The organism is Rhodopseudomonas pseudopalustris (genome assembly GCF_900110435.1).
GTDB classification, from domain to species: Bacteria; Pseudomonadota; Alphaproteobacteria; order Rhizobiales; family Xanthobacteraceae; genus Rhodopseudomonas; species Rhodopseudomonas pseudopalustris.
Window position 1 is genome coordinate 1 of the sequence record NZ_FODT01000009.1, and the last position, 25,203, is coordinate 25,203.

Annotated in this window: 25 protein-coding genes and 3 pseudogenes; 5 read left to right on the forward strand and 23 right to left on the reverse strand. The window is 61.9% G+C overall.

What is annotated here, in order from left to right:
- Positions 1-224: 224 nt before the first annotated feature.
- Positions 225-662 carry a hypothetical protein gene (locus BMY71_RS17170; protein WP_092685355.1) on the forward strand — a complete coding sequence of 146 codons (438 nt, stop codon included), beginning with the start codon at positions 225-227 and terminating at the stop codon, positions 660-662.
- A 367-nt stretch (positions 663-1,029) separates the two neighbouring features.
- Positions 1,030-1,217: pseudogene (locus tag BMY71_RS17175) on the forward strand (IS5/IS1182 family transposase); the annotation flags it as partial.
- 159 nt (positions 1,218-1,376) lie between these two features.
- Here BMY71_RS17175 and BMY71_RS17180 read toward each other — a convergent pair.
- From BMY71_RS17180 to pufB, 3 genes and pseudogenes are all read right to left on the reverse strand, one after another.
- Positions 1,377-1,778: pseudogene (locus tag BMY71_RS17180) on the reverse strand (response regulator); the annotation flags it as partial.
- A 294-nt stretch (positions 1,779-2,072) separates the two neighbouring features.
- Positions 2,073-2,270: a light-harvesting protein gene (locus BMY71_RS17185; protein ID WP_011502805.1), complete on the reverse strand. Its 198-nt coding sequence runs from the start codon at positions 2,268-2,270 to the stop codon at positions 2,073-2,075.
- 12 nt (positions 2,271-2,282) lie between these two features.
- Positions 2,283-2,438: a light-harvesting antenna LH1, beta subunit gene (pufB, locus tag BMY71_RS17190; protein WP_011443307.1), complete on the reverse strand. Its 156-nt coding sequence runs from the start codon at positions 2,436-2,438 to the stop codon at positions 2,283-2,285.
- Between the two features lie 525 nt (positions 2,439-2,963).
- On the opposite strand from pufB, the pseudogene BMY71_RS17195 reads away from it, so the two are divergent.
- A pseudogene (locus tag BMY71_RS17195) lies at positions 2,964-3,252 on the forward strand (IS3 family transposase); the annotation flags it as partial.
- A 66-nt stretch (positions 3,253-3,318) separates the two neighbouring features.
- Here the strand turns inward: BMY71_RS17195 and BMY71_RS17200 are convergent.
- On the reverse strand, positions 3,319-5,166 hold the full coding sequence (locus BMY71_RS17200) for an ABC transporter ATP-binding protein (protein ID WP_092685359.1): 1,848 nt from the start codon (positions 5,164-5,166) through the stop codon (positions 3,319-3,321).
- A 167-nt stretch (positions 5,167-5,333) separates the two neighbouring features.
- Here BMY71_RS17200 and BMY71_RS17205 point away from each other — a divergent pair, with 167 nt between their 5' ends.
- Positions 5,334-5,723 (forward strand): hypothetical protein, encoded by a 390-nt coding sequence (locus BMY71_RS17205; RefSeq protein ID WP_092685361.1) that lies wholly within the window; start codon positions 5,334-5,336, stop codon positions 5,721-5,723.
- Between the two features lie 118 nt (positions 5,724-5,841).
- Here the strand turns inward: BMY71_RS17205 and BMY71_RS25320 are convergent, their stop codons facing one another.
- The 15 genes from BMY71_RS25320 to trxC form a co-directional block, all read right to left on the reverse strand.
- Positions 5,842-6,021: a hypothetical protein gene (locus BMY71_RS25320; protein WP_244526089.1), complete on the reverse strand. Its 180-nt coding sequence runs from the start codon at positions 6,019-6,021 to the stop codon at positions 5,842-5,844.
- 189 nt (positions 6,022-6,210) lie between these two features.
- Positions 6,211-6,696 carry a hypothetical protein gene (locus BMY71_RS17215; protein WP_011502799.1) on the reverse strand — a complete coding sequence of 162 codons (486 nt, stop codon included), beginning with the start codon at positions 6,694-6,696 and terminating at the stop codon, positions 6,211-6,213.
- 227 nt (positions 6,697-6,923) lie between these two features.
- Positions 6,924-7,298 carry a NifB/NifX family molybdenum-iron cluster-binding protein gene (locus tag BMY71_RS17220; protein ID WP_092685363.1) on the reverse strand — a complete coding sequence of 125 codons (375 nt, stop codon included), beginning with the start codon at positions 7,296-7,298 and terminating at the stop codon, positions 6,924-6,926.
- The gene (gene ybgC, locus BMY71_RS17225) at positions 7,292-7,756 is read right to left on the reverse strand and encodes a tol-pal system-associated acyl-CoA thioesterase (protein WP_244526099.1); all 465 of its coding nucleotides are present in this window, start codon (positions 7,754-7,756) and stop codon (positions 7,292-7,294) included. The genes BMY71_RS17220 and ybgC overlap by 7 nt, the downstream gene beginning before the upstream one ends.
- Before the next feature lie 351 nt (positions 7,757-8,107).
- A complete protein-coding gene (locus tag BMY71_RS17230; protein WP_092685367.1) occupies positions 8,108-8,743 on the reverse strand; it encodes a PadR family transcriptional regulator in 636 nt (211 codons plus the stop codon).
- A 179-nt stretch (positions 8,744-8,922) separates the two neighbouring features.
- Positions 8,923-9,180, reverse strand: coding sequence for a hypothetical protein (locus tag BMY71_RS24965; protein ID WP_175557700.1), 258 nt, complete (start codon positions 9,178-9,180; stop codon positions 8,923-8,925).
- Positions 9,181-9,605: 425 nt separating this feature from the next.
- Complete coding sequence (locus tag BMY71_RS17245) at positions 9,606-10,079, reverse strand: PaaI family thioesterase (RefSeq protein ID WP_011502795.1); 474 nt, start codon at positions 10,077-10,079, stop codon at positions 9,606-9,608.
- Positions 10,080-10,219: 140 nt separating this feature from the next.
- Positions 10,220-10,594 carry a DUF5368 domain-containing protein gene (locus tag BMY71_RS17250; RefSeq protein ID WP_092685370.1) on the reverse strand — a complete coding sequence of 125 codons (375 nt, stop codon included), beginning with the start codon at positions 10,592-10,594 and terminating at the stop codon, positions 10,220-10,222.
- 12 nt (positions 10,595-10,606) lie between these two features.
- The gene (locus BMY71_RS17255) at positions 10,607-11,923 is read right to left on the reverse strand and encodes an NAD(P)/FAD-dependent oxidoreductase (protein ID WP_092685583.1); all 1,317 of its coding nucleotides are present in this window, start codon (positions 11,921-11,923) and stop codon (positions 10,607-10,609) included.
- Between the two features lie 364 nt (positions 11,924-12,287).
- Positions 12,288-12,734, reverse strand: a complete 447-nt coding sequence (locus BMY71_RS17260; protein WP_175557701.1) for a hypothetical protein — start codon at positions 12,732-12,734, stop codon at positions 12,288-12,290.
- 45 nt (positions 12,735-12,779) lie between these two features.
- Positions 12,780-13,004 carry a hypothetical protein gene (locus BMY71_RS24970; protein WP_175557702.1) on the reverse strand — a complete coding sequence of 75 codons (225 nt, stop codon included), beginning with the start codon at positions 13,002-13,004 and terminating at the stop codon, positions 12,780-12,782.
- Between the two features lie 185 nt (positions 13,005-13,189).
- Positions 13,190-14,917: a potassium channel family protein gene (locus BMY71_RS17265; RefSeq protein ID WP_092685585.1), complete on the reverse strand. Its 1,728-nt coding sequence runs from the start codon at positions 14,915-14,917 to the stop codon at positions 13,190-13,192.
- 80 nt (positions 14,918-14,997) lie between these two features.
- Complete coding sequence (locus tag BMY71_RS17270; RefSeq protein ID WP_092685372.1) at positions 14,998-17,277, reverse strand: ATP-binding protein; 2,280 nt, start codon at positions 17,275-17,277, stop codon at positions 14,998-15,000.
- 262 nt (positions 17,278-17,539) lie between these two features.
- Complete coding sequence (locus tag BMY71_RS17275) at positions 17,540-18,121, reverse strand: Tll0287-like domain-containing protein (RefSeq protein WP_092685374.1); 582 nt, start codon at positions 18,119-18,121, stop codon at positions 17,540-17,542.
- 122 nt (positions 18,122-18,243) lie between these two features.
- Positions 18,244-18,675: a thioredoxin TrxC gene (gene trxC, locus BMY71_RS17280; protein ID WP_092685587.1), complete on the reverse strand. Its 432-nt coding sequence runs from the start codon at positions 18,673-18,675 to the stop codon at positions 18,244-18,246.
- A 315-nt stretch (positions 18,676-18,990) separates the two neighbouring features.
- On the opposite strand from trxC, the gene BMY71_RS17285 reads away from it, so the two are divergent.
- Positions 18,991-19,953 (forward strand): MBL fold metallo-hydrolase, encoded by a 963-nt coding sequence (locus BMY71_RS17285; RefSeq protein WP_139202668.1) that lies wholly within the window; start codon positions 18,991-18,993, stop codon positions 19,951-19,953.
- 327 nt (positions 19,954-20,280) lie between these two features.
- Here the strand turns inward: BMY71_RS17285 and BMY71_RS17290 are convergent, their stop codons facing one another.
- The 4 genes from BMY71_RS17290 to BMY71_RS17305 form a co-directional block, all read right to left on the reverse strand.
- The gene (locus BMY71_RS17290) at positions 20,281-20,919 is read right to left on the reverse strand and encodes a helix-turn-helix transcriptional regulator (RefSeq protein ID WP_244526091.1); all 639 of its coding nucleotides are present in this window, start codon (positions 20,917-20,919) and stop codon (positions 20,281-20,283) included.
- Between the two features lie 324 nt (positions 20,920-21,243).
- Positions 21,244-21,990: a helix-turn-helix transcriptional regulator gene (locus BMY71_RS17295; RefSeq protein WP_011502786.1), complete on the reverse strand. Its 747-nt coding sequence runs from the start codon at positions 21,988-21,990 to the stop codon at positions 21,244-21,246.
- Between the two features lie 130 nt (positions 21,991-22,120).
- Positions 22,121-22,687, reverse strand: a complete 567-nt coding sequence (locus BMY71_RS17300) for a flagellar biosynthesis repressor FlbT (RefSeq protein WP_244526092.1) — start codon at positions 22,685-22,687, stop codon at positions 22,121-22,123.
- A gap of 72 nt (positions 22,688-22,759) precedes the next feature.
- Positions 22,760-24,973 carry a DUF1522 domain-containing protein gene (locus tag BMY71_RS17305; protein WP_092685380.1) on the reverse strand — a complete coding sequence of 738 codons (2,214 nt, stop codon included), beginning with the start codon at positions 24,971-24,973 and terminating at the stop codon, positions 22,760-22,762.
- Between the last annotated feature and the right edge of the window lie 230 nt (positions 24,974-25,203).

Consider the following 25,203-nt stretch of genomic DNA (forward strand, 5'->3'; position numbering starts at 1 on the left):
CCGCTGATCCTCGAGCAGAAGGGTGAGTACCAGAGCTTCTCCGGCACTCCGCTGCTGCTGAAGCAGGAAGGCGAGTACAAGTCGTTCTCCGGCACGCCGCTCCTGCTCAAGCAGGAAGGCGAGTACAAGTCCTTCTCCGGCTATCCGCTGCTGCTCGGCTTCTGACGCGACGGCGATCGTCATCTCTGGCGGATGGTCAAGGCCATCCGCCGAAAGGAAGTTCGATGTCAAAAGAAACCTATCGATCGTTCTCCGGAACGCCGTTGCTCTTGAATACGACCGGTGTCTATAAATCGTATTCTGGTCGTCCGCTGATCATCGAACAGAAGGGTGAGTACAAGCCTTATTCGGGCTCGCTGATCTTGCTGCCTCGGTTGAAAGCTTATTATTCGTTTTCCGGCGTTCCGCTTTTGCTCAACGGTGCGGGTCCCTACAAATCGTTTTCGGGCACTCCCCTGCTTCTGAACCAGAGCGGTGCTTATCAGTCATTCTCCGGGACTCCGCTTCTTATCGGAACGTCAGGCCCCTACAAGTCGATGTCCGGAACTCCGCTGATCCTGCAGCAGAAGGGACCGTACCGGTCGTTCTCGGGCTGGCCCTTGCTGATCAACCGGCCAACGCCATTCTCGTCGCTCTTTGGCTTGCCGACGCTCATGCAGTAACTGGACCAAACGAGCCAGGACGTCACCACTTGCTCGCACCTCCCGAGTTACTACACGGCACAAGCAGCCTCCCCGACTTTTCGGGGAGGCTGCTTGTGTGTCATGGCGGCGCCTGACGGAAGCGGCGCTGCGGAACTGGCGACCTCGTTTCCCAACGCGGCCCTCCCGATCACTCCAGAGGCCAGCGCTCACGACCCGGGAGAAACCAAAGAGTGAGCTCCCGGAGCGCGCTGCGGAGGGGCGCAATCTTGTCTGGCGCATCCGACGCTCCGGCATCTGCCCGGATCCAGCAGGCTGTTGAAAGACTCCCCAGCGCAGCCGTCATCGACCTGAGTCCCATCGATGCGGCCGCTTTGAGGGGATTGAGGTGCGGAGCGACGGACCGACGGGCTCATTGTTCAGTTACGTTGATCTGAGGATCGGGTTCGCGCCGACCACCCACTACTGACGATCCGAAGGCTCGCCAAAGCGGCGCTGGTCAATCCATCGAGAGACCTTGAGGCGCTCGACGCCGCATTCGGCCGCGCGTCCATCACGCCGGAGAAACTGCTGCGGAGAAACTGATGCGGTCGTTCCTGCAACAATCAGGACCGAAAACTAGTGGATCGTGTCTCTCTTCAGGCCGTCGACAGTCCTGTTGAAGGCCTCGAGGCCCACGAGGCGAGCCAATTGCCGGAGAGCCAACTCATTGTCGGGTTTGTGAGCTGAGAAATAGGGATCGAGATAAAGGTCTCCCGCCGCCACCGCGTGAATGCCGCGCGCGAGTTCGTCGGTCGCCGAGCGTTTAAGAATGTATCCCGTGACTCCGAACTGCAGAACTTTCCGCAGATAGGCCTCGTCCTCGTGCACCGTCAGAACCAGCACACGCGAAGTGGGGCACGCCGACAGAAATTGACGGGCGACATCGAGGCCCTTCAGGCCAGGCATCCACAGGTCGAGAACGGCGACGTCCGGCTTCAATTCGATCGCGCGCTCGAGGGCGCTCGGTCCGTCAGCGGCTTCGCCGACAAGCTCGAGACCTGCGTCGTTCGCAATCAGCATCTTCATGCCGCGGAGGACAAGGGGATGATCGTCGGCAAGGAAGACGCGCAGACGAGGGCTCGCTCGACCATCCATGTTCCAGGTCCTCAACGACGCAAAGTGGGACAGAAGGGACGGCCGAGCGACACCATCCGTCCCGGCGCGTCGCCGCCGCTGCGACCAGCCTGTCCTCACTGATGAAACGGCGGGCTTGCATCGAAGACGACAAAGCCCGCGCCTGACCGATCGGCGAAACCTTCGAGCCGACACGGTGCTCCGGCGGATCCAAACGAGCTGCTTTTGCAGGCTCAAACCTGCGGCGGATCAGATTCTGTCTGTCGAGAGACAGGGAAGCGGCGTTCCCGGAGAGGACGCCGCTTCCGAGGTCGACTACTTCTTGGCGGGCGCCGCCGGAGCGGCCGGGGCGGCCACTGCGGCAACGGATTTGCCGTTCATGAACGCCGAGACCCATGTGGTGTTTTCGAGGACGGCATAGTGCACGAGGAACGCCATCGTTGCCACGCCGCCAAGCAGCAGCGGCAAGCCGACGGTGGGATTGACGACGGTCCAGAGTTTACCTTGGTTCATGATCGATCCTCCTCAATGCAACCAGGGCGAATAAACATACGCCAGGAAGTGAGCGATGATCGCGATTGCGCCGAACACGCGCGTTCCGTCAATCACGTGCTTGTGGAGTTCTTCCGACTCCGCGATTGTCAGGCCCGTCGGCCAGACTTTGTTCAGATCTTCTGCCATGCGAAAACTCCCAAAATAGGTCACTGAGCGTTGTGCCACCCGCACCCGCTCGTCTGATACTTGCAGCGGTCGAACCCGACCACGGCACGTCACTTCTGGTCGGAAGCAGGTGTGGAGTCCGCGTTGCCTCGCTCGAACTGACCTTCGAACGTGATTGCGGACTCCACCAGCGAGATCTGGACGATCGCACCTACACCAGCCCAACTCAGAGAGTAGCAACAGACTATCCGACGCCTTCCCACGGTCAATTTGGGAAGACCTTATCCAACAGTCCGTTTCATCCCTGATGCGGCAGGGTATCGTCAGGAAATCCCACGCTAATTTCGATTCGCAACTATTCGACCCAAGTCGATCGTTTTGGAACGCGACAGCGGAAAACGACGCCTTAGAACGAGCAAAGAGCCATGAACGCCTGACACGAATTGGGTTATCAGTAAGCCGCCAATCGAAATGAGACTTGAGCAGCCCTAAGCGCACCCAGTTCAAAAACTCGGTCAGCTCAATGAAAGACGATGAATCCATGCCGCCAAGCGGCGCGATCCCGCCACGCTGTCGGTGCGCGCCAAGCAGGATGCCGCCCTGACGATCGAAGTTCGGCGCGTGTTCGAGGAGAACCTCCAAGTCTACGGCGTGCGCAAGGTGTGGCGGCAGCCGAAGCGTAAGGGCTTCGACGCCGCGCGCACGGTAGCTCGGTTGATGCGCGAGATAGGCTTGCAAGGGGGTGATCCGCGGCAAATCCATCAAGACCACGATCCGCGACAAAGCCGCGCCGTGTCCGCTCGATCACGTCAACCGCCGGTTCAAAAGCAAAGCTGATTTTGACTCTGCTTTCCTGTCAATCTACCAGAGTGAGCCCGACAGACAGTGAGTAGGCATGCAACTATCTGTAGCCGGCAGCCTGCAATTCGAACAAATCGGAATAGCGGCCACCCTGCCTCATCAGCTCGTCATGCGTGCCCGCGGATTCGACCTTGCCGTCCGCGAGAACGAGAATGCGATCGGCCATGCGTACGCTGGAAAAGCGGTGCGAGATCAGAATGCCGGTCTTGCCGGCGCTGAGCGCCTTGAAGCGCTGAAACACTTCGAATTCGGAGCGCGCATCCAGCGCCGCGGTCGGCTCATCCAGGATCAGCACGGGCGCCTCGCGCATATAGGCGCGGGCGATCGCGATCTTCTGCCATTCCCCGCCGGATAGTTCGATGCCGTTGCGGAAGCGCTTGCCGATCATCTGGTCGTAACCGCCGGGCAACCGCGCGACCACCTCGTCGGCCTGACTGCTCCGCGCGGCGCGCTCGATCCGATCCCGGTCGTCGCGTGCGTCGATCTTGCCGACCGCAACATTGTCGGCGGCGGTGAGGTTGTAGCGGAAGAAATCCTGAAAGATCACGCCCATATTGCCGCGCAGCGATTCCAAATCGTACTCGCGCAAATCGTGGCCATCGAGCAGCACCCGGCCTTCGTCCGGATCATACAAACGCGCCAGCAGTTTCACCAAGGTGGTCTTGCCGGCACCATTCTCGCCAACTAGTGCTAGCATTTCGCCGGTCCGCAAGGCGAAGCTGAGATGCCGCACGGCCCAGCGTTCCGCGCCGGGATAGATGAAGCCGACATCCTCGAACACAAAGCCCTCGCGAATCGGCTGCGGGAACGGCCGCGGATCGGGCGGCGACAGGATCTCCGGCTTGACATCGAAGAAGGCAAACAGGTCGTTCAGATACAGCGCCTGGCTGGCGGTGATCGAGAAACTCGTCAGCAGCCCTTCGAGCAGCGTACTGAGGCGCCGGAACGAGCCGGCCAGAAAGGTGAGATCGCCGACGGAAAATTCGCCGGTCAATGTGCGCCAGACGATATAGCCATAGGCCAGGTAATAGCCGGCGGTACCGAGCGCGGTGAACAGGCTGCCCCAGCCGGCGCGACGCAGCGCAAGGTCGCGATTGGCGGCATAGAATTTGGTGGCCAGTTGCACGTAGCGGTCGATCAGAAAGCCGCTGAGCCCAAAAATCTTCACTTCCTTGGCGGTCTCGACGCTGGCGGCAGTCTGACGCACATAGTCCAGCCCGCGCCGCTCCGGCGTTCGCCCAAAATCCAACGAATAGCTCTTGGCGCTGAAATGCGCCTCGCCGAGAAACGACGGCACCAGCGCCAGCAGCAACAACGCGATCAGCCACGGCGCGTAGAAGATCAGCCCGCCGGCGAAGCTGGCGACGGTGACGATGTCCTGCGCCTGGCCGAACAATTGGGCCATCAGCGTCATCCGACCGCTGGTCTGCCGGCGTGCGCGTTCCAACTGGTCCTGGAAATCGGAGTCTTCGAAGTCTTCGAGATCCAGCGTCGCGGCGTGCTGCATCAGGCGAACGCTGGAGGCATTGGTCACGCGTTCGGAGAGCAGGCTGTCCACCAGCGCAACAATCCGTCCCAATACATCGGCCACGATCGCCAGACACAGCTCGGCCGCAAGCAGCAGGCCCAACCGGTTGAGAAGGCCTCCCTCCAGCCACTGCCCGAACGTGCCAGGCTTGTCGGGCAATTGCACCAGCAGCACCACTTCGTCGATGATCAGCTTGCCGACGAACAGCGTCGCCACCGGAAGCACCGCCCGCAATAGGCGAAGCAAGAGCGAGGTCAGTGTCAGCGACGGGCTGGTGCGCCAGACCATCGCGATGAAGGGCCGCAGATTTCTCAGCGCCCCGACACGTTCTCTGATTGATCGCCTGTCGGACATCTGCATCGAGCTAAGTAAACCCTTCATGATCTGCGCGAAACCGCTCTGCGGCAGCTAGTTGGACATCGACGGACGGGGGTGACATCGTCACAGACCGGAGTGCGGCAATGGTAGGTAGAAACGGATAACGTCGTGCGGCCTTCCGCGCCGCCTCAGAGAATTGCGACGAGCAGATGATTTCCGTCAGAACCGCAGGCAAAGAGACGATCGAGCACGACGCCCTCGTATCTCTTCTCAACTGGGCGACATTTGTCGGTTTCATCGCCCTCGATTTTGTCGCCAAGGTCATCCACCGTCTGCTGTGCCCGCGGCTGATCGCAGTATTGCTGGCGACGCTGAGCTCGGTGCTGGCGCCTGGAAGTGGCAATACGCTTCTCGATATTCCTCGTCTGCTCGGCCAGACGGACCACCTCGCCAAGAGCTTGTCGAGCGCGCAAGACATGATTCTCGTTGCGATGTTGGGAATCGCGTTGCCGCATGTAGTTGCCGCAATATGGCGCCAGCATCTTCATCAGGCCGCAGCGCTCGGACGAATAGTGGCTCGGTTACACGGCAGGATGTAACTGCATCATTTGACGCGAAACGCCACGTGGCAACCGTTGCAGCGCATCGTTATCTTGCCGAGGCTAGCGACCACCTTCTGCCATCCCTGCGCATCGAAAGGTTCAACCATCTCGTCTGTTACTCGCGCAAAGTCGTCCGCCGCACGGTGAAACTCAAACCGATTTCCCGGAATTCACGCGGCATATGCCGGCCGAGTCCCGAGCCTTGGCCGATTGCCATCTCGCTGCGCGCGAGAACCCTGGCCTCCTTGAGCTTGCCGTCCGCTATCAACTGGATGACGTTGTCGAGCGACGTCATGTGGGTTCGCATGTGCTCCAGAAACTGCGTCCGCACTTCGGGCGGCAGCTCGATCACCGTCCGTAAATTGTCTGCGGCGGCCACAGCTGTCGCGGATAGTCCCAGGAGCAACGCCGAGAAAACGGCGCGCCTTAACGCTCCGCCCTCTGCTTTCGCTTTCGTTGCTCCCAACTCCAATGCTCCCACTGTTCAGAAGCAGCCGCCGAACCCGCGACCCATTCCTTGTCCACGTCCGCCGCCCCGACCACGCGCCCAACTTGGACTGAGGTTGTCACCACGGAGCGTGAACGTCTGGTCGGCGGTCTTCACTGACTTGGCGACGTAGGCATCAGGCGGCATACGATCAGTCCGGAAGGCCTCGAATGTGATCTGCTGCCCCACGGGCGCCGCTTTCAGCACATCGCCCACGGCCTCGGACGGACCGAGGTGAAGGTTGACGACCTTGTCTTGTGACTGGACGATCAGATGAGCGCCTTCCGCGCTCCGCCCCGTGGTCAGTTTGCAGGGACCGATCTTCGTATCCTTGACGGTTCCTGACATCGAGATGATCGCGGGCTTTTCAGCGCGCTGCGCCATCCCGGTCGCCTCGCCGGTACCTTTTTGCGCGAACGCCGCACCACCAAACGTGGTGGCCGCGATGAGTGCTAGAGCCGCACAGCTCTGAACATACCGCATTTCAGTTCTCCTGTTGCCGACGCATGTCCGCCGAAGAACAACGTTGCACTGAGAATAGCGCAAGATCGCCTGAAACCATTGATCTATCTCACTTGCCGGCGACGTTTAGGTGTTGGACGCAAAAAACAAAATGTGGTTCCGCGCTCAATACCACCAGCCGAGACGGACACTCGATCGGTTCATTCAGCGTGCGTGGACGAGCACCAGCAGACTTTGCGCCGGCGATCTCAGCTACACCGGCATTCGCAGTTGTCGTTTTCAAATTGCAGGTGCGTCGGCGGCGGGGTGAGCGTCCCGACGACAAAGCGTGCGACAGCGATCGCCGGATTGATTTCAGAGGTCGCGACCGCACGCACGCCGCGCTCGGCCATCCGGCTGACAAATCCCGTCCCAACGCTGCCTGCGATCACGATGTCCACCGCATCGAGCGGATGGGCACCCTCCCCCTTGAACTCGTGAATCGTTAGTTCCTTCGGCAACTCCAACCGGTCGACCTCCAAAGGAGCCCGGCACGGTGCGACTTTAAACACCAGGAAGCGGCGGCTCTTGCCGGCATGAGCGGTGACGGTCCAAAAATTCTGGCTGGCGACGGCGATCAGCATGATGGCTTTCCGTCCGAATCTGATGTCGGCACGATGGCGATTGAAAACGGAGAGCTAGGGACGACACGACCGGTGGCCATCGCGGCCCGGATTCTTCTCGGAATCGGGCGCGCCCGCCCGCCCGTGACGAAGGCGATCTTGACCTTGGCGTCGCACAGGACGATCCCGCCGCGAAGGATTTGCTGCCCCATCGTGATCGAAGCGCCCTTGACCTCGAGCGGCGTCGTGACGACCTCAAGCACGTCGTCCATCCTTGCCGACTTGAGAAACTCAAGTTGCATGGCACGAACGACGAACGCGTATCCTGGTGCGCCGCTGCCGTCCGCGAACAGCGCTCGCTGGTCGGCGCCGAGCAATCGAAGATAGTTGCTGCGACCTCTTTCAAGAAAGCGGAGATAGTTGGCGTGGTAGACGATTCCGGAGAAATCGGTGTCTTCGTAGTAGACCCGGACGAGCATGCGATGGATGCCATCGCAGACCTCGCCATCGAGTTGAGCATGGGACGGTTCGGCGATTGCCAAGGCCCTTCGCTTCGGCAAATCGATACCATGTGCTCCTTCGAACATCCGAAAGCGTGGCGTTTTCCTGCCGGGCCATGATGCGTTCATTTTCTTCAATCCAATCGAGCGCCGCCGGGAGGGCACGCCGCGCGAAATCGCGCGGCCGTGTCGTGTCGTAGGCCCGAAGAGGAGACGCGGGCGCGAGCCACAGGATCAGCCAGTGCCGATGCGAACATTGTGTCGGAGAGAAACGATCGAGGGCAATTGCCCGCCGTTCCGATCGAGGTCTCACTAGCGCTTTGAACCGGCTTAGACCTTGCGAAGTTCGCCGGCCACCCGCGCGACGATCGCCACCAACTCCGCTTCGGTTGCTGGATCCTGGAGGATCCGCTTGCCGGCGACGTCGCTCAGATTGTCGAGCGCCGCGCGCATCAGCGCTGGCAATCCGGCGTGTTCAACCTCGTTGGGCTCGGCATCGCGATGATGCCGGCACGGCAGCGACCCGCGTTTTCGGTATGCCGCGAGCCGCTTGAAAGCCACGTCGGCGACCGTGCGATTGGCGGCGAGATGAGCCTGCCCCTCGTCGGTGATGACATAGAGCTTCTTGCTCCCCTCGGATTGCGACCTGAGGTGACCGAGCTCTTCAAGCAAAGTGAGGGTCGGATAGACCAGGCTGGAACTCGGCGCATAGTTGCCGCCGGTAGCTTCCTCCACGACCTTGATGATGTCGTAACCGTGACGGGGCAACTCGGCGATCAACGCCAGCGCCAGGAGCTTTAGATCGCCCTGACCGAGCATCCGGCCGGCGCGCATGCCCCGACGGCCCACGCCGCTCCCGCCCATTCCTTGCCCGCCCATGTCACGCCCACCAGCGCCGCCCCGACCACCGCGAAATCCGCCTGGAGAGGCGTCGGCTCCCTGGGAATTGTGTTCTGACATGTTCATAAAGTCCTCCTCTAAGATATATCTTAGATACACCGCCCGGCAGTCGATATAAAGATATATCTTTCGCTTATGAAGACATATCTTTGAAAAACCGCTTTCAGCAACTTCGCGGCGACATCGCCCTCCGGTCCTTCTCGGACCAAGGCTTTTGGAGATTTGGAAGCGGGTGGCGCGGCGAACTAGCGTTCCTTGAACGCTTTCACATTCGCCGCGGCCCAATCTCTCAACAGATGGCCCATCTCGATGAACGCTTCCGAGCGCGCCGATTGCTGGCGCCAGGCCAGGCCGATCTGGCGATCGTCCTGCTCGAGGGTGGGGATGGGGCAAAGGCTATTCAGCGGCACTTGGAGGATACGCGTGCCGGACGCATCGGGCTCCGGCAATTGGTCATCGAGGATCTGTCGATGACCGTGGCTAAAGCCTATGGGAGGATTCATCCCGACGCGTCTGACACCTCCGCGGTGCGCGCCACCTTCATGACGGCATCCTGCGCGCGATGGTCTATTATCCGATAACCAACGGGCGCAGCGTGGCGGAGATCCTGCGCCTGATACAGGGTCTGCAGACCAGCCTCAGCAACGACGTCGCCACGCCCGAGGTTGGCAGCCCGGGGAGAAGATCATGGTCGGCCCGCCCAAGACCGTCGCCGAAGTCGCTACGCGGATGTCCGAAGGACTCGAAACCACGGATTGGTATTTCTCCAAGCGCACGCTCTAACTTCCACTTCGGCCGAGCCCCGCCGTACACTTCTTGTCGGGGCTCGGCTCTAGACGACCGCAGCGAATGATCGCCGTGCCCGGAAATAAGCGATCATGCTATTCCAGACCATTTCCAGCGTGCTGTTCCGGAATCGGATGAAGCCTCACGGAGCCTGCGGCGCGCCGAAATCGTCGGGCATTTGGATGGCAACGACATGTCCGCGCGCGGTGAGTTGCCCAGCGGCCAGCACAGAAGTCTCGACCACCACTTTGCGACCCTTAATTTCCGTCACCCGCCCGCGCAGTTCGAGCGCGCCGTCGAGCGGTGTTGGCTTGAGGAAATCGACGTGCAGCGAGCCGGTGACAAAGCGGAAGGCAGGCTGGCTGTCGAGGCTGCGGCCTTCGCTGCGATACATCGCGGCGGCGGCCGTCGCCGTGCTGTGACAATCCACCAGCGAGGCGATCAGCCCGCCATAGACGAAGCCTGGAACCGCGATGTGATAGGATTCCGGGGTGAAATGGGTGACCGTCTCCTCGCCCTCCCAGGCGGTCTTGATCTGGTGGCCCTCGTGGTTCAATCGCCCGCAGCCGAAGCAATGCGCGACGTTTTCAGGATAGTGATCCTGGAAAGCATCCATGTGAAACGTTCCGCCGGTTGATCCGGCGCGATGCCGGGTGAAATCGTCGACGACCGGATCAAAGCCCGGCCATCGGATGCATTGATTACCTGAAGCCGGTCTGTTGCCGAGACCGACTCTTGGACTATGCGATCCTCGGCCTACAGCGAACCGCGCCGCCTGATCACAACCGGGCTCGCCCGCAACAGTGTCTGCGACGTGTAGACCAAAATCGCCGTGCCGCCGGCCCCCAACAACGCAACGCCGAACAACACGATCCAATCGATCGGACCTCCAAGGTCGCCAAGGCCGGAATGCGTGAATGCCAGGACGAACAACACCGCGGCAATCGCCCCAAACGGCATCGACAGTTGCGCCCACAGAAACCGCCGCATCGACATCGCCCGGTCACGGATCAGCACATAGAGATAGCCCGCCGTCACCAGCGCCGCGACCGCTACCAGCGACCAGAACAGCGTGGCGCCGTAGAGTTCTTCGAACACCGCGACCAACGTTTCAAGAGTCAGATCCTTCATCGCGCCCTCCCCTCAGGCCTTACCACGCAGCATGGCGTTATAGGTCGCCCGCAGCGCAACCTCCTTCATCAGCCAACTGATCCACAGTTCCTCCAGCGGCGCGATCACACCCGGGAACGACGGCGCCAGATTGCTCTTGTAGTCGAACTCAACCAGCATCGCGCGGCCGACCCGCGTCATCAGCGGGCAAGAAGTGTAGCCATTGAATGTCTGGGTTCCCTCGCGCCCCTGAATGGCGGCGACCAAATGATCCTCGACCACCGGCACCTGCCACTTCACCGACGCCGCCGTCTTGCCTTTGGGAACGCCGGCGACGTCGCCCAGCGCAAACACCTCAGGAAAACGCCGGTGGCGCAGCGTCGCCTGGTCGACCTCGACCCAGCCCTGATCTTTCCACTTCTCGGCCCATGACAGCCCGGACTGGCGGATCACCCCCGGCGCGCGTTGCGGCGGAATAACGTGGAGATAGTCGTAGTTGAGCTCCTTGTCACCGGTCGGGGTGGTAAAGGTCGCGATCCTGCGTCCCGGATCGACCGCCTTCAAGACATGGTTGTAGCTTGCCTTGATGCCGCGCTCATCGAACAGCATCCGCACCTTTTCCGATACGATCGGCACACTGAACAAGGAGTCCGCGCTGGCCGCATAAGTGATCTTGTAGCGCCCCGCTCCGACGGCGCGGCTGGCGATGTCGTCGATCAGAAACGTGTGTTTCAGCGGCGCGCCGGCGCATTTCATTTCGGTGGCCGGGCGGGTGAACACCCCGACGCCGCCTTTCTCCGCGAAGCGCGATGCGGCCGCCCAGGTCCTGGCCGCATATTCGGGACCCGCATAGAGCGCGCCGATGCCGTTGCTGCCGACCAGGTCGAGCGAGAAGCCCTCGATCGCCTCGTGGTCCAGCACCAGGCCGGGCGCGACGATCAGGTAGTCATATGGGAGGGTGTTGCGGCCTGCCGTTGCCACAGTCTTGGCCACCGGATCGATCGCCAAGGCCGGCTCCTCGATCAGCGTGACGCCCGGCAGCAGCCAATCCGTCGTTCGCGACACCACATAGGCGGCAGGACGAAGCCCGGCGGCGACCAACGACAGTCCAGGCTGATAGACATGATTGCGACGCCCGTCGATGACGGTGATCGTGGCGTCCTGCAATCGCAAAGCCAGCCGGTTGGCGATCGCGGTGCCAGCTGCGCCGGCTCCGATGATCACGATCCGGGCCTTGGTCTTGATGCGCTGGGCCATTGCCGACCGCCCGAGCGACGCCGTCGCAACGGCGCCTGCAGCCAGGCCCAGGATCATCCGCCGCGAGGCGAGACTGTCGTGCTTCCAATCCACGTCGACCTCCCGTTTCAATGACCGTCGCGCGCCGCGATCGGCCTGTCGTCTTTCGCGACACTCCACCAGCGTCGGACTGCCTCAACCTCCGGGTCTCGCCCGCACCACACCAGGCCCGGGGAAAAGGGAGATTTGCTCTATCTCTGAACGGAATACGCGAAGAGCAGATCGAAAACTGGTACCACCGCGTTTGCACAGCGCGGTTTTGTGTTTTCAGGGGCGACCGACTGCCGATTTTTCCGACCGTGAGATATAATGCGGTCTGGCGAAGATGATCTGTGATGATGTCACCAAACCGGCCGTGCCGGAGCGCACCCTGTTCCTCACTGACCTTCAACCCAACTCGACCGAGGCAGCGTGCCGCTCAGGCAGCGCGCACCGATTCCAGGACTCTATCGACCTCAACCATCAGCCGGCTGCTCTCGTCGGACAGCGAATGCGCGCCGGCGAGAACGTTGGTCGAAGCCGATTCGGTCTCCGTGGCGCCGCGCGGCACGTAGTTGATGTGGCCAATCTCGTTGACTGACGAGGTCATCTCTTTCGCCGCTGACGCCACCGATTGCACGTTCGTCGAAGCTTCCTCCGAAGCCGAAGCAACGGCGGTGGCCAAATTCAACGACCGCTCGGCCGTCGACGTCAGTGCAGCAGCGGATGCTTCCCGCTCTGTCGACGCTGAAGTCACCGTTTCGACAATCTGGCCGACCGCCGCCTCAAACTTGTGAGCGAGTTCGTTCATCTCCGCCTTGCGCTGTTGCGGCTGCCGCAACGCGACCTCCGAATGCTCAGCGCGAAACCGGTCGGCCTCGATCATATTCGCTTTGAAAACATCGACCGCCTCGCCATCTGCCCAACTTCATCATTGCCGCCACGCACCGGTCCGCGCGACGATATAGTGGCTATGGCGATTGCGCCCGAAGCTACGGACGGTCTCGACGTCGAACCCCGCCCGACAATGGCTTGGCGAAGACACTCTGCCGAGAAAACGGTCACCGGAGGCACGAACCTGACCGTCTGAAGCGCAGAAATGATCGCGCGGCGCAGCACGATGTTCATCGCCGCCGAAGCAGAACGTCTTGCTCAACAGCAGGCCACCGTGTCCTTGATCGGGCGTGCCGCGTACCTGTCAGCTACCCGGTCCTAGAATTGAATGTCGCTGCGGTCCGTCATTTCCAAGTCTTTCAACGGAGTTCAGTGTTTCGACGTCGTCCACCGGTACGTCTTAACAACAGGGCCCATCTCGACGAATACCGACTTGCCCTTTGCGGCTCACTTCTCCAGCCCCAGCGCCCGTGTAATTTTCCGCCAGGGTCGGTCCGCCGGCCCCATCCGATCGCCGAGGCTCCAAGCGCTGGCGAGCGGGCTCTGAAGCAAGCTTTGCTGGCTGGCTTCCGCCATCGCCGATCCCGCACATAGCAATTGATCCCCAACTATCAGCTCGAAATCCGGGGCCGGCATCTCATGGACCGTGGTCGCACGTAGCACCCTCAGAACCAGCGGCTGGCTCCGGCTATCCAGCGCACCCGCCGTTTTCGAGCCGCCCTCCTTCAAGAGATCGGCAACGGTGACCGGCTGAGGGCCGTCCATCACTGCGATCAGGCCCGGAGCCTCGTTGCGATCGAAGGTCACGCTCCAGAACCGCGGCGTTTCGTTGCCGACCGCGGCGCGCAATCGTTCGGACAGCGCATAGGCCCACAGATCATCCTTGGCTCTGACGGCATCGAGGAAGTCGGCCAACAGCGGGGTACGAAGGGCCGCAATGCATTGATTGGCGACGATCTCGCTGGGAACCATCGTGATGTTCGCGCCGAATTTCGTGAACAGCATGCGACTGGAACGGAGATTCTGCCTCGCAATGATGAAGATGTCCGGCTTGAGCCGGCGCGCCGCGATTCCGATCGCCAAGTTCTCGGCGTCGTCGTCGGTGCCGGCAACGATGCCGGATGCTCTGTCGATGCCGGCTTCGTCGAGAACGGCGACGTCAGCGCCGCGCCCCTTGATGGCGTGATGACCATCGATCCGCGGACCGGCCGGATCGACCACCGTCGCCGTAAAGCCGCCGCGCTGAACGGCGGCGACGACTTCCTGGCCGAACCGGCCGTAGCCGCACACGATCCAGTGCCCCGGCGCCGCCGGAATCCGGGTCGGCGAACTTGGAAACAGATACGCGCCCGGCGCACTCGTCAGCCAGGTGATGAGCCGATAAACGTCGGGAGCGCGCATCGCCCGCGCCAGATGTCCGCCGAATTCGCGGAAGGGATTGATCACCCGGAAGGTGCCGAGCGACGCCATCGAACTGGCGGTCGCCGGCGTATCGGCCCGGCCGATGACGGGAAGTCCTGGACGCAAGATGGAGGCGGAGATCGCGGCCGCGAGATTGGCCTCGTCGTCGTTGCAGAGCGTCAGCACGCCCTTGCATTCCGGTTTCATCAGCCCCGCCGCCGTCAGTGTTTCGGGGGATCGGGCGTCGGCGACGATGGCGGGCGTGGCGTTCGACAGACCGTCGATCTCGAGCTGCTGGATCTTGCGTTCGTCCTTGTCGATTGCTGTGACGTGGCAGCCGAGTTGCTGGAGCGCGCGGACCACGGTCATGCCGGTGTCGCCGAGGCCGCAGATCAGATAGAACGGCTTGCCGAGCTGTTCGACGGCCCGCCGAAATCGCCGGTTGATCAGGGCCTGCTGGAACGCCTTCTCCTGAACAAGGCTCAGCAGCGACCCGAGCAGATAGGCCCATCCCACCACCGACAGGTAGATGATCGCCGTCACGAACACGCGCTGCTGATCGGTGAAAGCGTGGGGAAGCTCGCCGAAACCGATCGTGGTTGCGGTGTAGGTGACGAAATAGAACGCCTCGAACAGCGTCATTCGCCACGGCCGGCCTTCGGCATCGACGCCCGGGATCAGGACCAGCCCCAGCGTCGACAGCGCGAACACCAGCACGATCAGGATCAAGGGAGCGCGCAGCCGCCGCAGCGCGATGAACGTGACGTTACCCACCGCGCTGCCCCCGAACGCCCGCACCAGCAACGGCAGTCCGCTCGAGCGAATTAATGTTTGGCTGGCGAAGTCGGATCATGTCAGATGCCGTTGCCGTCGTCCGGGCTGAGGGTGAAGTAGAAAGTCGAACCATCGCCCGGCCTGGAACGGACCCAAATCCGTCCGCCGTGACGTTCGATGATCTTTCGCGTCATCGCCAGGCCGACGCCGGCGCCGCCGCCATATTGCTCGGGCTCGTTCAGACGGTGAAACATCTGGAAGATGAGTTGCTGGTCGGTCTCCTCGATCCCAATTCCGTTGTCCCGGACGTAGTAGCGCGCCGGATGGCCCTGCTCGACGCCGATCTCGATCCATCGCGCGGGTTTATCGTTGTACTTGATCGCATTGCCGATCAGATTGGAGAATACCTCGCCGACCCATTCTTTGTTGCAGGTCGCTGTGCCCAACGGTCCGGGACGGCGGATTTCGATATTCTCCTCGGCGAACTGGCGGGCAAAGGGCAGCATCGCCTCGTCGACAACGGCGTCCAGATCTGCGGTCTGCAGCGCGAGCTCGGATCGGCTGGTCTGCGCCTGCTCGAGCAGAGCGTCGACTAGACTTTCCATCCGTTGCGTCAACTTCAGGATGGTCACGACCTGCTGCTGGCCTTCGTCGTCGAGCACGTCTCCGTGTCGGCGTCGCAGAGCCGTCGTGAGGTGGTGGATGCCCCTGAGATGTTCCTTCAGCTCGTGGGACGCCGTGTCCGCATAGTGGCCGAGTTCGGATCGCGCACCGCCGAGCTCGCGGCTGATCCGTTCAACCCTGGTGGCGCGTTCGGCAACGATGTCGCCGATCGCCGCGGCGAGGCGGGCGACCGCCTCCTTCTCGTCGTCCCGCCATGGGATTGAGCGGTTCCGGACGCTCTCCTTCCACAGCGCGAACGAATTCCTCGGCCTGAGCCGCAACATACCGTCGGCTTCGCTGACGTCGACCGGCTTGTGGGGATCTCCGGCCCACGCAACGATCTCGACTTGCTCGGGACGAAACCACAGCACGAGGTCCGGCAGCTTGGGCGAGATCCGTACGGCCAGCACGCCACTGGCATCGCGGGCAAAAGCCTCGCCCGGCGCGTAGAGCGATGGCAGCCGGTCGGTTGCGAACAGCGGCGAGGTGCGGTCAGTGAGCCATCCCGCGAGGTCGCGCACTTCGTCGCGCGACGGCGTCTTGCCGCTCAACGTCACGTTCTGATCGGAGATAATCGCGACGCCACCGGCTTCGACCTGGGTCGAGAGCAGTTGCAGCGCATCCGGCGCGCGTAGCGCCCTGGCGACGTTGGCGTCGACGGCGAGAGCGCGGATCAGCCGGTCCGATGTGGCCTTCATCGCCGTGATCAGGCCGAACAGTTCGGCGTCCTCCTTGGCGGACATCAGGAGAGACAGCGTATGAGCCAGGAATTCGGCCGCCATGCGGGTCTCGTGGGTGATGTGGCGCGGCGCGGCATGGTGCATGGCAGAGATCAGCCCCCACAGCTTGCCCTCCTTGACCAGCGGCATCACCAGGGTCGAACGCACATCCATATTTTTTAGGTAACCGGTGTACATCACCGAAACGCTGCGAAGGCTGGCGACGCTCATGTCCACCGGGCCGGGGACCAGAAGGTTCTTTGCCGCGATTAACGGCACCGGGGTGTAGTCCACATCCGGCAAGTGCCGTACCCAGCTCAGCGAAAACAGCCGGCGCGCCGGAGCCGGGATGTCGGTCGCGGGATAGTGCAGCCCGAGATAGGCCTCGAGGTCGCCGCGCTTGGCCTCGGCGATGACGTGACCGCTGCCGTCCACATCGAAGCGATAGGCCATCACCCGGTCGTAGCCGGTGAAGGCTCGAATCCGCGCGACCGCGAGGTCGAAGAAGTCCTTCAGGCTATTGGCATCCTGCAGCCGTGCCAGGTCGGCCCGCACCTCCGAATAGAGATTGGGACTGACACCGGAGCCATCCGCCGCGGATTTCTCCAACTCGAGAATGATCAGTCCGCCGCAGCGATGGGCGAACAGATTGAAGCCCCTCTCCGTTCCGACGAACGATTCGCGGGCAATATTGACCGGTCCGCTGTCGAGCGGCATCCGGTGCAGCGTTGCCGTCAGGTCACGCCAAGCCGGTCCCAGCACCGCGGCGACCGTCGACCCGACCACGGCCTCGAGCGGCTTGCCGAGGAATTCGGCGCAATTGGCGCTGGCGTGCATGATCAGGTGCGACTGATCGTCGACCGTGAGCATGGCGCCGTGCGGCTGGATCGCCTCCGGATACTGCACGAGTTCGCGGTCGCAGGTCGACAGGTCGACATTCTTGGCGGTGACGACGCCATCGGCCTTGACCGGATCCATGGGAATCCCTTCGCTCTATACGCCTCGGCCAGACTTATACCGCCGGCCGACGGCTGTCGCGAGCGTCATCCTCATCTCCGCGATGGCTAGGCTACCTGGTTCACGCCGCCGCGAAATCCTCCGGCATCTGCAAGGCTACCACGCGTCCTCGCGCCGCCTCTTCTTCCGCCGCGATCACCGACATCTCGATGACAACATTGCGGCTTTGATTGCGACGACCGGCCCCACTTACTCGCCTGGCGCGAGCAACTTCGCGACGACCTCACAGCTCTCTGCGGAGCGTAAAAATCCCGCGCATGTCACCCGCCCTAAAACCCGTCGCCTGATCAGCGGGGTAAAGTTGCTTGATCTTGGCGGCCACCGCCGGCTTCAGCTCGCTGCCGTGGCAAGTGAGGCACAGTTCGGCGGTGGGGATCGCTTGGACATAGCGGAAGCTGCGTTGGCCGTCGTGCTCAACAATCTCGGCGCGCTTCAGCGAGACGGCCGGCTCGCCGGCGGCGATACGGGCGACAAATTCGGTCATCACGGCGCGCTCGAATTCGTCCGGCGCAGAGGCTGGGTTGCGTGGTTTCAGGCTGGTGCGGGCGATCTTCCACCCGCTGCGTTTGGACGCCCCTTCGGCGATGGTGGGCGCTTCCTTGTTGCAGAAGTCAACGGCGCCCTCCGGACCCGAAGTCTCGAGCGCCCCCTTGAGAATGCCGAGCAGCGACGCGCCGAAGTCCTTCGTCAACACGGCTGCCTCCGCTTGAAGCGCCACCTCGTCCACAGCTTTGGGACGGGAGGAGACCAGCACCACCGCAACGGCGGCGCCGGCGAGGATCGCGAGAAACAATTTCGGGGGCATGAATATCCTCTATACGGTATACGTTGATCGAGTGCGGTCGTCACGCCTATCGCGCAACTGGCCATTGTCCTTTGTGACGAAAACTACACGCAAAATCCTTCGCGCTGATGTTGTGAGAAAGTTCAGGGCACAAGCTGGCGTACCCACTGTACGATCTGATTAGCTGACATCGCTCCCGATTGCCGGCCGATCTCGCGCCCGCCTTGGAAGAGGATCATGGTGGGAATGCTGTTGATCCTGAGCCGGGTAGCGACGCTCTGTTCGACGTCGGAATTGAGCTTGAGCAGTCGAACATCGGGTTCGAGTTCGCGAGCCGCCGCCTCGTAGGCCGGCGCCATCGCGCGGCAGGGCCCGCACCAAGGCGCCCAGACGTCGACGAGCACCGGGATAGTGTCGTGCCCAATATGGCGGTCGAAGGTTTGGCCGTCGACTTCTGCCGAGTGCCCGGCGAACAAGACCTGCCTGCACTTGCCGCATTTTGCAGTGGCTGCGGGACGGCCGGCCGGAACGCGGTTCGTCGCTGCGCATTTCCCGCAGACGATGTGCATATCCATTGTTAAGTCCTTTCGCTTTCCAGCCCCACGACCGAGCAATATCTGCCCGCACTTCAGTGGCCGAACAGCCTGGACAGCAGACCCGGGGGCCGCGCCACTCTTCATCCTCTTGGATCGGTTCGCCCGCGCGATCCTTCACAACCGATTGTTTCAGCTTCAAGAATATTCGTACGCCGCTTCCTCCGTCTGTGACCGAGTCACAGGCGGTGGCGGACCAGGGAAGTAGATTGTCGAGGAGTCGGGTACGATTTATCGAGCAAAGAAACGCTGATTGTCGAAGCGCAGCGACGGCTTTGCACTGTGGTGGAGGCCAACATGCCTGATAGCTCTCGGACTACCGCCGAAAAGATCGACTTCGGCGCCTGCCGAGCGGTCAAACTGACCTGCGTCTCGGAGATCGGTTGGTCCAGCAATGATACATTGATGCAGGACATCGCTGGCAGCGGCGGCATCGCGGCAAATCAATGGCATATTCCCTGGCGCGAGGAAAACGCGCGCGGCAGCTGTAGCTTGCTCGAAGTCGAAGATCTCGACGGTTCGCACCGGCGACTGTTGATCGATTCAGGTTGGAACAGAGACTATATGCGCGCCCGCTTTGCCGCGACTGGCGTCGACCGATTGCTGCGTACGGGCAAGATCGAAGGCGTATTTCTTACCCATGAGCACATGGATCATCTGTTCGGCCTGCAAGCGGTGCTGGAGCTGAAGCCCGACGTTTCGATCTATATCCCCTCGACCTTCACCGACGACGCCTGCCACTTCATCGCCGGCATTGAATTCCCCGATGCCCATGCGAGCAACGCCGCGCCCCATCAAGGCGAACTGATCCGGCTCGAAACCGGCCGCGTTCATGTGCTGATGCCCGGACTGGCCGCCGTTGGCTTTGACCTTCCAATCATGCTCGGCATTGAAGGCGAGCAATCGCTCTACGTTCGGGTCGAAGACAAGGGCCTGGTAGCCGTCACCGGCTGTGGCCACCATTCGGTCGATCGCATCATGGCTTTTGCCCGCGACCATCTGGTCGATGGAACGGATTTCTATGGCCTTTACGGCGGCCTTCATCTCGCCCCTTTTGGACCGTTGGCGCCTGCAACGGAGGCCATCGTTCGCGACATGAGCAAGTATCGGCTCAAGCGTATTGCCTGCAATCACTGTACCGGACTTCCGGCCGTCAGACTGATGATCGACCTCGGCTATCCTGTCGTGCGCGGCAGTGGCCGCGATGGCTCGATCAGCGACCTGTACGTCGGCAACGGCGATTCCGTGACGTTCGGCTGAGGGGAACGCGCGGCATTGCCGCTGACCTGCCCCTAAACTTTCATCCAGCTCCAGTTAGAGCCTCGGCATTTTTGCTCTGAGACCGAACTTTGGACCACCGGCGGTTAGAGTTTTTCCGGCTCTGTCACGATGGCGGGCTGGTGGCGCCATCGCGGTTGATCAAATCAATCGGGGCTCTTTGCCCGATTACATCATGTGGGGCGTTCTTCGTTGTAGTATCGGTGCCAATCCTCCGGTTCTGTCCGGGCGGCCTACCCCTTCCGCCACGCCTGTTCAGATTTCCAAAACCGTTCCGGGCGGCTCCACCTGCCCACTTGGGCAGAAGATTCAGCGTCTTGCTCTCGCAATGAACTCGACGAATCCTGAGACTTCCAGTTTCGCGTAGATTCGTTTGATCTGCGATCGAATCGTTCCGATGGAAACGCTTCTTCGAAGTGCAATTTCGGCGGGGCGCCGGCCGCTCAGCAATTCCGTTGCAACCTCCCTTTCCGCCGCAGTCAGCAACACGGCAACGTCGGGCAACAGCTCGGCCGAGTTCGTCAACGTCTGCGACTCGATCACCAGGATCGCGGCGGCGGCGAATGAGGTCTCGTCCGCGTTGGAAGGAATCGACGACAGTCGAAGATGCAGGACGAGACCACGGTCTCCACTGACTGAGATCGAACAGGCTGACGAACCAAGGTCGCGCGCCGACGCCGATCGCGTCACGCAGTCGATGCACGGCTGCAGATCTTGATCGATTTCGATCGGGCCACCGGCGCATCGACAGTCGGCGACGGCTCGTGACGATTGACTGCGGCGGAGGCGATTCTGGCGAATCGTCAGCACCGTGCTGTCCGCTAGCAGTGTCTCAGCATACGGCGAGACCTGGGAGCAGCGGCCACTGCCGTCGAGGACGATGGTGTGGATGGACAAGGAATCCAGCGCACCTGCCAAGACGCGTGTTCCCGCGTCAACAGCGGTCATCCATTCGTCGGGATTGCAGGGTGCCGGTTGACGAGCATCCGACCGCTTTTTCAACATAGCTACGCGGAGCATTTCGACTGCGTGTTCATCGCAGCATTCTCGACACCGAAATTCAGTCTCGAATGTGGGGCAGGACAACCTGCAATCAAAGGCTCACTAGCACAAACCAAATACGAGATGGCGCGACAAAACAGCTCTATTGCGCGGATCGCATCTGTCCTTTCCCGGAGTCGGGTCGACTGACGCAAGCGGCGCGCTTGAATAATCGCTGAATCGCGCGGCCGCCTGTTGATGGCTGCATAGCTGGGTTGCGCGCAATTCGGCCTATGCGTGAACCTGCAATCCCAAAGCGGCGCTGTTGCGAACCGCGAAAAGTGCGGCCTGCGTTCGATTGGTCACGTTCAGCTTTTGAATGACGGTCGCAACTTGGGATTTGACGGTGTTGATGCTCATGCCCCGTTCCTTGGCGATCTGCCGGTTGCTCATCCCGTTCGCCAGATACGACAGCAGTTCGATTTGGGGGCGCGTCAGTTCGTCGAGGGCTGGATCCTCAGGCCGATGTCGGGGCATCGGCAAATTTGAAGGCCGCGCCTGCGATGCCGCGAGGGCATCGACGATCGCTCCGCGGACGACTCCCAGCAACGCAGTTTCTGCTTGAGCCGCAGCAGCGGCGCCCTGCCCGATCATCAGCGCGGAGAGCTCCTGCCGCCCCCCGAGCAGCACCGAAAGATCGATGTGCAACACGAGGATCGTGCCTGACGCGTCGGTTCGCGGCATCGCGGCGATCAAGAAGTGCTTCCGCTCGCCAGCTTCCTCCCGCCAACTCACCGTTGCGAAGAAATCGATGCTGTTCTCGGCGAGATTCTTGAAGCCGCGCAACAGATCAAGCGAATGCCGGTCCGGTCGAATGCAGGTTTCGAAATAGCTCTTGCCGAGCTTGATCGCCGTTCTTGCCGAACCGAGACCGGTCCATCCCTCGCTGACCTCGAGAATCTTGCCGGATCGGTCAACGACGACGGCACTGATCCCGACCCCTTTGATGATCTCCGACAGTTTGATACGGGCAAGCACGCTTGACTGACTCGCGATGTGTCCCTGCAACGGACAGAGCGATGCGTGGCGGGACTCGTAATTCTACTAGACAGTAAGTTTGGCCGAAGAGAGTCGTCATCCCCAATTTTGGCGATGACGATTCACGCAACTAGCCAGCTGACGCGCTCGCGCTGGCAGCGCGATAGCGCCGGCGATCACGCACGAATTCAACCGATAGCGGCTTTTGCGAATGGCCCTGCTTCAGCGGAGCTGATTCTGTGGCTGTTGCCGACCATGCCTTGTCGGGCTCGGTCGTATCGAGCAGATCGCGATAGGCTTTCAGCGCCGCGTAGAGTCGGCCTTCGGCGATGGCCTCGCCTGCCTTGCGGATTGTCTCGGCGGCGGCGGGCATCTCCTGGAGGAGTTGCTCAGCCTTCACGCTGTATTGTTCGATGCTGGTGCCGTCGCGTCGCAGATACAGTCTCTGCAAGCACAAATAGACCTGCCGCAGACTGGTGTCGGCGCGATCTTCGGGCATGAAGTTGGCCTGGCGCAGCACCGGCGCGAGGCCCTCAATTGAGAACGTCGACGATTCGGTCCAGCCGTTGATCAGCGTCAGCGGGCCGATCTCGATCCGTTCGAACGGCTTCAGCGTGACTTTCAGGCCAGACGACGCCCCCCGAGTTGGACGCTTCTTCGCAGCAGCGCCAGTTTGAAGCATCTCGGTGGCCGTCATTGTCTCATCTCCTTGTCTCAGTGCGGCGAGTCGGCGGCGGCGTCCATGCCGCCGCCGACCCGTTCGAGGTCGTTAACGCAGTAGCTGCAGCACACTCTGCTGCGACGAGTTGGCCAGCGACAGCGCGGACACCGCGATCGACTGGCGGGTCGACAGCGCCTGGCTGTTGGCCGCTTCCTCGTTGGTGTCGGCCAGCGTAAGGTTGGACGAGCCGGTCTGCAGCACGTTGATCAGGTTCTTCGAGAAGTCCTGACGGGTCTGCACGATCGACAGGTTCGAGCCCAACGCCGAGGCCTGCGAACGCAGCGTGCTCGACGCGGTGTTCAGCGACGACAGCACCTTGTTGGTGTTCGCATTGTCGATGAAGTTCTTGCCCGACTTCAGGCTCGACAGGCCGAGGCCGGCCGGGTCGAAGGTGACGCCCTGAATGCTCAGGGTGGACTTGCCGGTTTCGTTGAACACCAGCTTCAGCGTGTCGCCGCCGAGCAGGTTGACGCCGTTGAACGACGCATCCTGAGCAGTGGTTTTGATCTGCTGAATGATGTTGTTGTACTGCGTCACCAGATTGGCGCGGGTGTTCTGGGCGTTGACGTCGGCAACAGGAGCCGAAGCCGTCGAGAACAGCGACGCCGCGGTGCCGCCGATCTTGCCGCCCGATTCGGTCGAGCCGATCGTCGAGGAGGCATAGTCGTTGGACGCCGAGATGGTCAGCTTGCCGGTGGTGTCGATCGACGCCGCCAGATTGTTGACCGACAGCGCCGAGTTCAAGTCGGCCAGCGACTTCACGGTGCCGTTGGTGCCGTCGCCGACGGTCACGTTGACCGCGGTGCCGCCATTAAAGGCTTCGAACGACAACGTCTTGCCGGTGATTCCGCCGGCAGTGGCGGTCCGCGCGACCGAGAAGCTGGTCGCGGTTCCCTGATTGCCGGCGAGGCCCAGCGCCGACAGCGCATTGCCGGTGCCGCTGATCTTCAGATCGCCGGCCAGACCGGAGCTGATCTGCAACTGACCGCCGCTGAGCACCTTGGAGGCTTCGCTGCCCGCTGTCACAGCGAGGGAGGCTGCGCCGTTGCTGACCGGCGCGGTCTGCGCGCCGCTCGCGATGTCGACCGCGGTGAGCACGTCCTTGATCGTGCCGCCCTGCAGATAGACAGTGGAGTTGCCGTTGCCGTCGGTGATGATGTTCTGGCTGCCGACCTTGCCGAAGCCATAGTCAGCGTTTGCAGGGATCGCGGCATCCTTGAAGGTGATGGTCTTGCCGTTGATGCTGAGCGTCGAGTCGGCCTGGATCATGTTGGCGCGGCTGACGCCGTCGCCTGCAGCCGGGCTGGCAGTGCGTTCGGCCTTGAAGGTACCGGCCCCGGTGGCGCCCGAATTCAAGCCGAACGCCGACAACAGCGTGTTGTTGCCGGAGATCGACAGATCCGAACCCGTCGAGGTCGACAGCACAAGCGCGTTCGATGTGACTGCAGCGGCAGTACCAGAACTGGGCGCCAGCGTAGCGTCGCCACCGGTGATCGTCACTTTCTGAACGCCGCTGGCGAGGTCGATCGCGTTCATCACGTCCTGAACAGTACCGCTGTCCAGAAAGACCGTGGAGTTGCCCTTGCCGTCGGTGACGAGCTGACCTTCGACACCCGAGCCGGTCGGCAGGGTGGCCTTGTCCGGAGCGCCGCCGCTTGCGAAGGTGATGGTGCGACCGTTCACCGTCATGGTGTCGCCGGCCACCGGCTTGTTCGCGCCCAGCGCGCTCAGCGCGGTGCCTGCGGTGATGCCACTCCCACCGACGGTTCCGCCGGTCTTGGTCGCAGCGACGCCGCCGAGCAGGGTATCACCGTCGACAACGCCGGGCGTGCCCTGGCCGTCCTGCAGACCGATGCTTTGCGCGAGGCCGTTGGAATAGGTCGAGGTGCCGCGCAGATCGTCCGCGGTGGCGCCGGCGATCGTGGTCGTGACGCTCGATTTGCTGCTGTAGCCGGCGACCGACTGCAGCGCCTGGTTGGCGATCGACTTGGCGCTGTCCACCAGCTTGGTCAGCGAGCTGATGCCGGTGTTGGCGGCCTGAATGATCTGAATGCCGTTGCCGATGCCGTCGAGCAGGTTGTTGATGTCGCTGGAGCGCGAATCGAGCGAAGCTGCGGTAAAGAAGTTGGTGGGATTATCGAGCGCCGAGTTCACCTTCTTGCCGGACGACAGCCGGCTCTGGGTGGTGGCGAGCAAGTCCGCGGTGGCCTGCAGCGAGGAAAGATTCTGGCGGACCGCATTGGAGAGAACGATACCTGACATGGACGTTGCCTTTCTGGGCAGTACGTGTCGTTTGCGCCGATCGTTTCTGTCGGCTCTGCATCGTCCTTCTGCGCGCGGAAATGATCGCTGAAGCGATATCCATCACTTCGGGTGACATCTTCACCCATTCGGATGCCCGACCGTCGCCTCGGATCTCGGGGATTGCCCAAGCACGCAAGCCGGCGACCAGGAGGTCAGCTCGATGAGGCGGCGATATCGCTGGCCTTGCC

Excerpts from the sequence above, each read along its gene's own strand:
- BMY71_RS17170 (WP_092685355.1), top strand. The coding sequence starts at position 225 with ATGTCAAAAGAAACCTATCGATCGTTCTCCGGAACGCCGTTGCTCTTG.
- BMY71_RS17185 (WP_011502805.1), bottom strand. The coding sequence starts at position 2,270 with ATGAACCAAGGTAAACTCTGGACCGTCGTCAATCCCACCGTCGGCTTG.
- pufB (WP_011443307.1), bottom strand. The coding sequence starts at position 2,438 with ATGGCAGAAGATCTGAACAAAGTCTGGCCGACGGGCCTGACAATCGCG.
- BMY71_RS17200 (WP_092685359.1), bottom strand. The coding sequence starts at position 5,166 with ATGCAGATGTCCGACAGGCGATCAATCAGAGAACGTGTCGGGGCGCTG.
- BMY71_RS17205 (WP_092685361.1), top strand. The coding sequence starts at position 5,334 with ATGATTTCCGTCAGAACCGCAGGCAAAGAGACGATCGAGCACGACGCC.
- BMY71_RS25320 (WP_244526089.1), bottom strand. The coding sequence starts at position 6,021 with ATGACGTCGCTCGACAACGTCATCCAGTTGATAGCGGACGGCAAGCTC.
- BMY71_RS17215 (WP_011502799.1), bottom strand. The coding sequence starts at position 6,696 with ATGCGGTATGTTCAGAGCTGTGCGGCTCTAGCACTCATCGCGGCCACC.
- BMY71_RS17220 (WP_092685363.1), bottom strand. The coding sequence starts at position 7,298 with ATGCTGATCGCCGTCGCCAGCCAGAATTTTTGGACCGTCACCGCTCAT.
- ybgC (WP_244526099.1), bottom strand. The coding sequence starts at position 7,756 with ATGCTCGTCCGGGTCTACTACGAAGACACCGATTTCTCCGGAATCGTC.
- BMY71_RS17230 (WP_092685367.1), bottom strand. The coding sequence starts at position 8,743 with ATGAACATGTCAGAACACAATTCCCAGGGAGCCGACGCCTCTCCAGGC.
- BMY71_RS24965 (WP_175557700.1), bottom strand. The coding sequence starts at position 9,180 with ATGAATCCTCCCATAGGCTTTAGCCACGGTCATCGACAGATCCTCGAT.
- BMY71_RS17245 (WP_011502795.1), bottom strand. The coding sequence starts at position 10,079 with ATGGATGCTTTCCAGGATCACTATCCTGAAAACGTCGCGCATTGCTTC.
- BMY71_RS17250 (WP_092685370.1), bottom strand. The coding sequence starts at position 10,594 with ATGAAGGATCTGACTCTTGAAACGTTGGTCGCGGTGTTCGAAGAACTC.
- BMY71_RS17260 (WP_175557701.1), bottom strand. The coding sequence starts at position 12,734 with ATGATCGAGGCCGACCGGTTTCGCGCTGAGCATTCGGAGGTCGCGTTG.
- BMY71_RS17270 (WP_092685372.1), bottom strand. The coding sequence starts at position 17,277 with ATGGATCCGGTCAAGGCCGATGGCGTCGTCACCGCCAAGAATGTCGAC.
- BMY71_RS17275 (WP_092685374.1), bottom strand. The coding sequence starts at position 18,121 with ATGCCCCCGAAATTGTTTCTCGCGATCCTCGCCGGCGCCGCCGTTGCG.
- trxC (WP_092685587.1), bottom strand. The coding sequence starts at position 18,675 with ATGGATATGCACATCGTCTGCGGGAAATGCGCAGCGACGAACCGCGTT.
- BMY71_RS17285 (WP_139202668.1), top strand. The coding sequence starts at position 18,991 with ATGCCTGATAGCTCTCGGACTACCGCCGAAAAGATCGACTTCGGCGCC.
- BMY71_RS17290 (WP_244526091.1), bottom strand. The coding sequence starts at position 20,919 with ATGACCGCTGTTGACGCGGGAACACGCGTCTTGGCAGGTGCGCTGGAT.
- BMY71_RS17300 (WP_244526092.1), bottom strand. The coding sequence starts at position 22,687 with ATGACGGCCACCGAGATGCTTCAAACTGGCGCTGCTGCGAAGAAGCGT.
- BMY71_RS17305 (WP_092685380.1), bottom strand. The coding sequence starts at position 24,973 with ATGTCAGGTATCGTTCTCTCCAATGCGGTCCGCCAGAATCTTTCCTCG.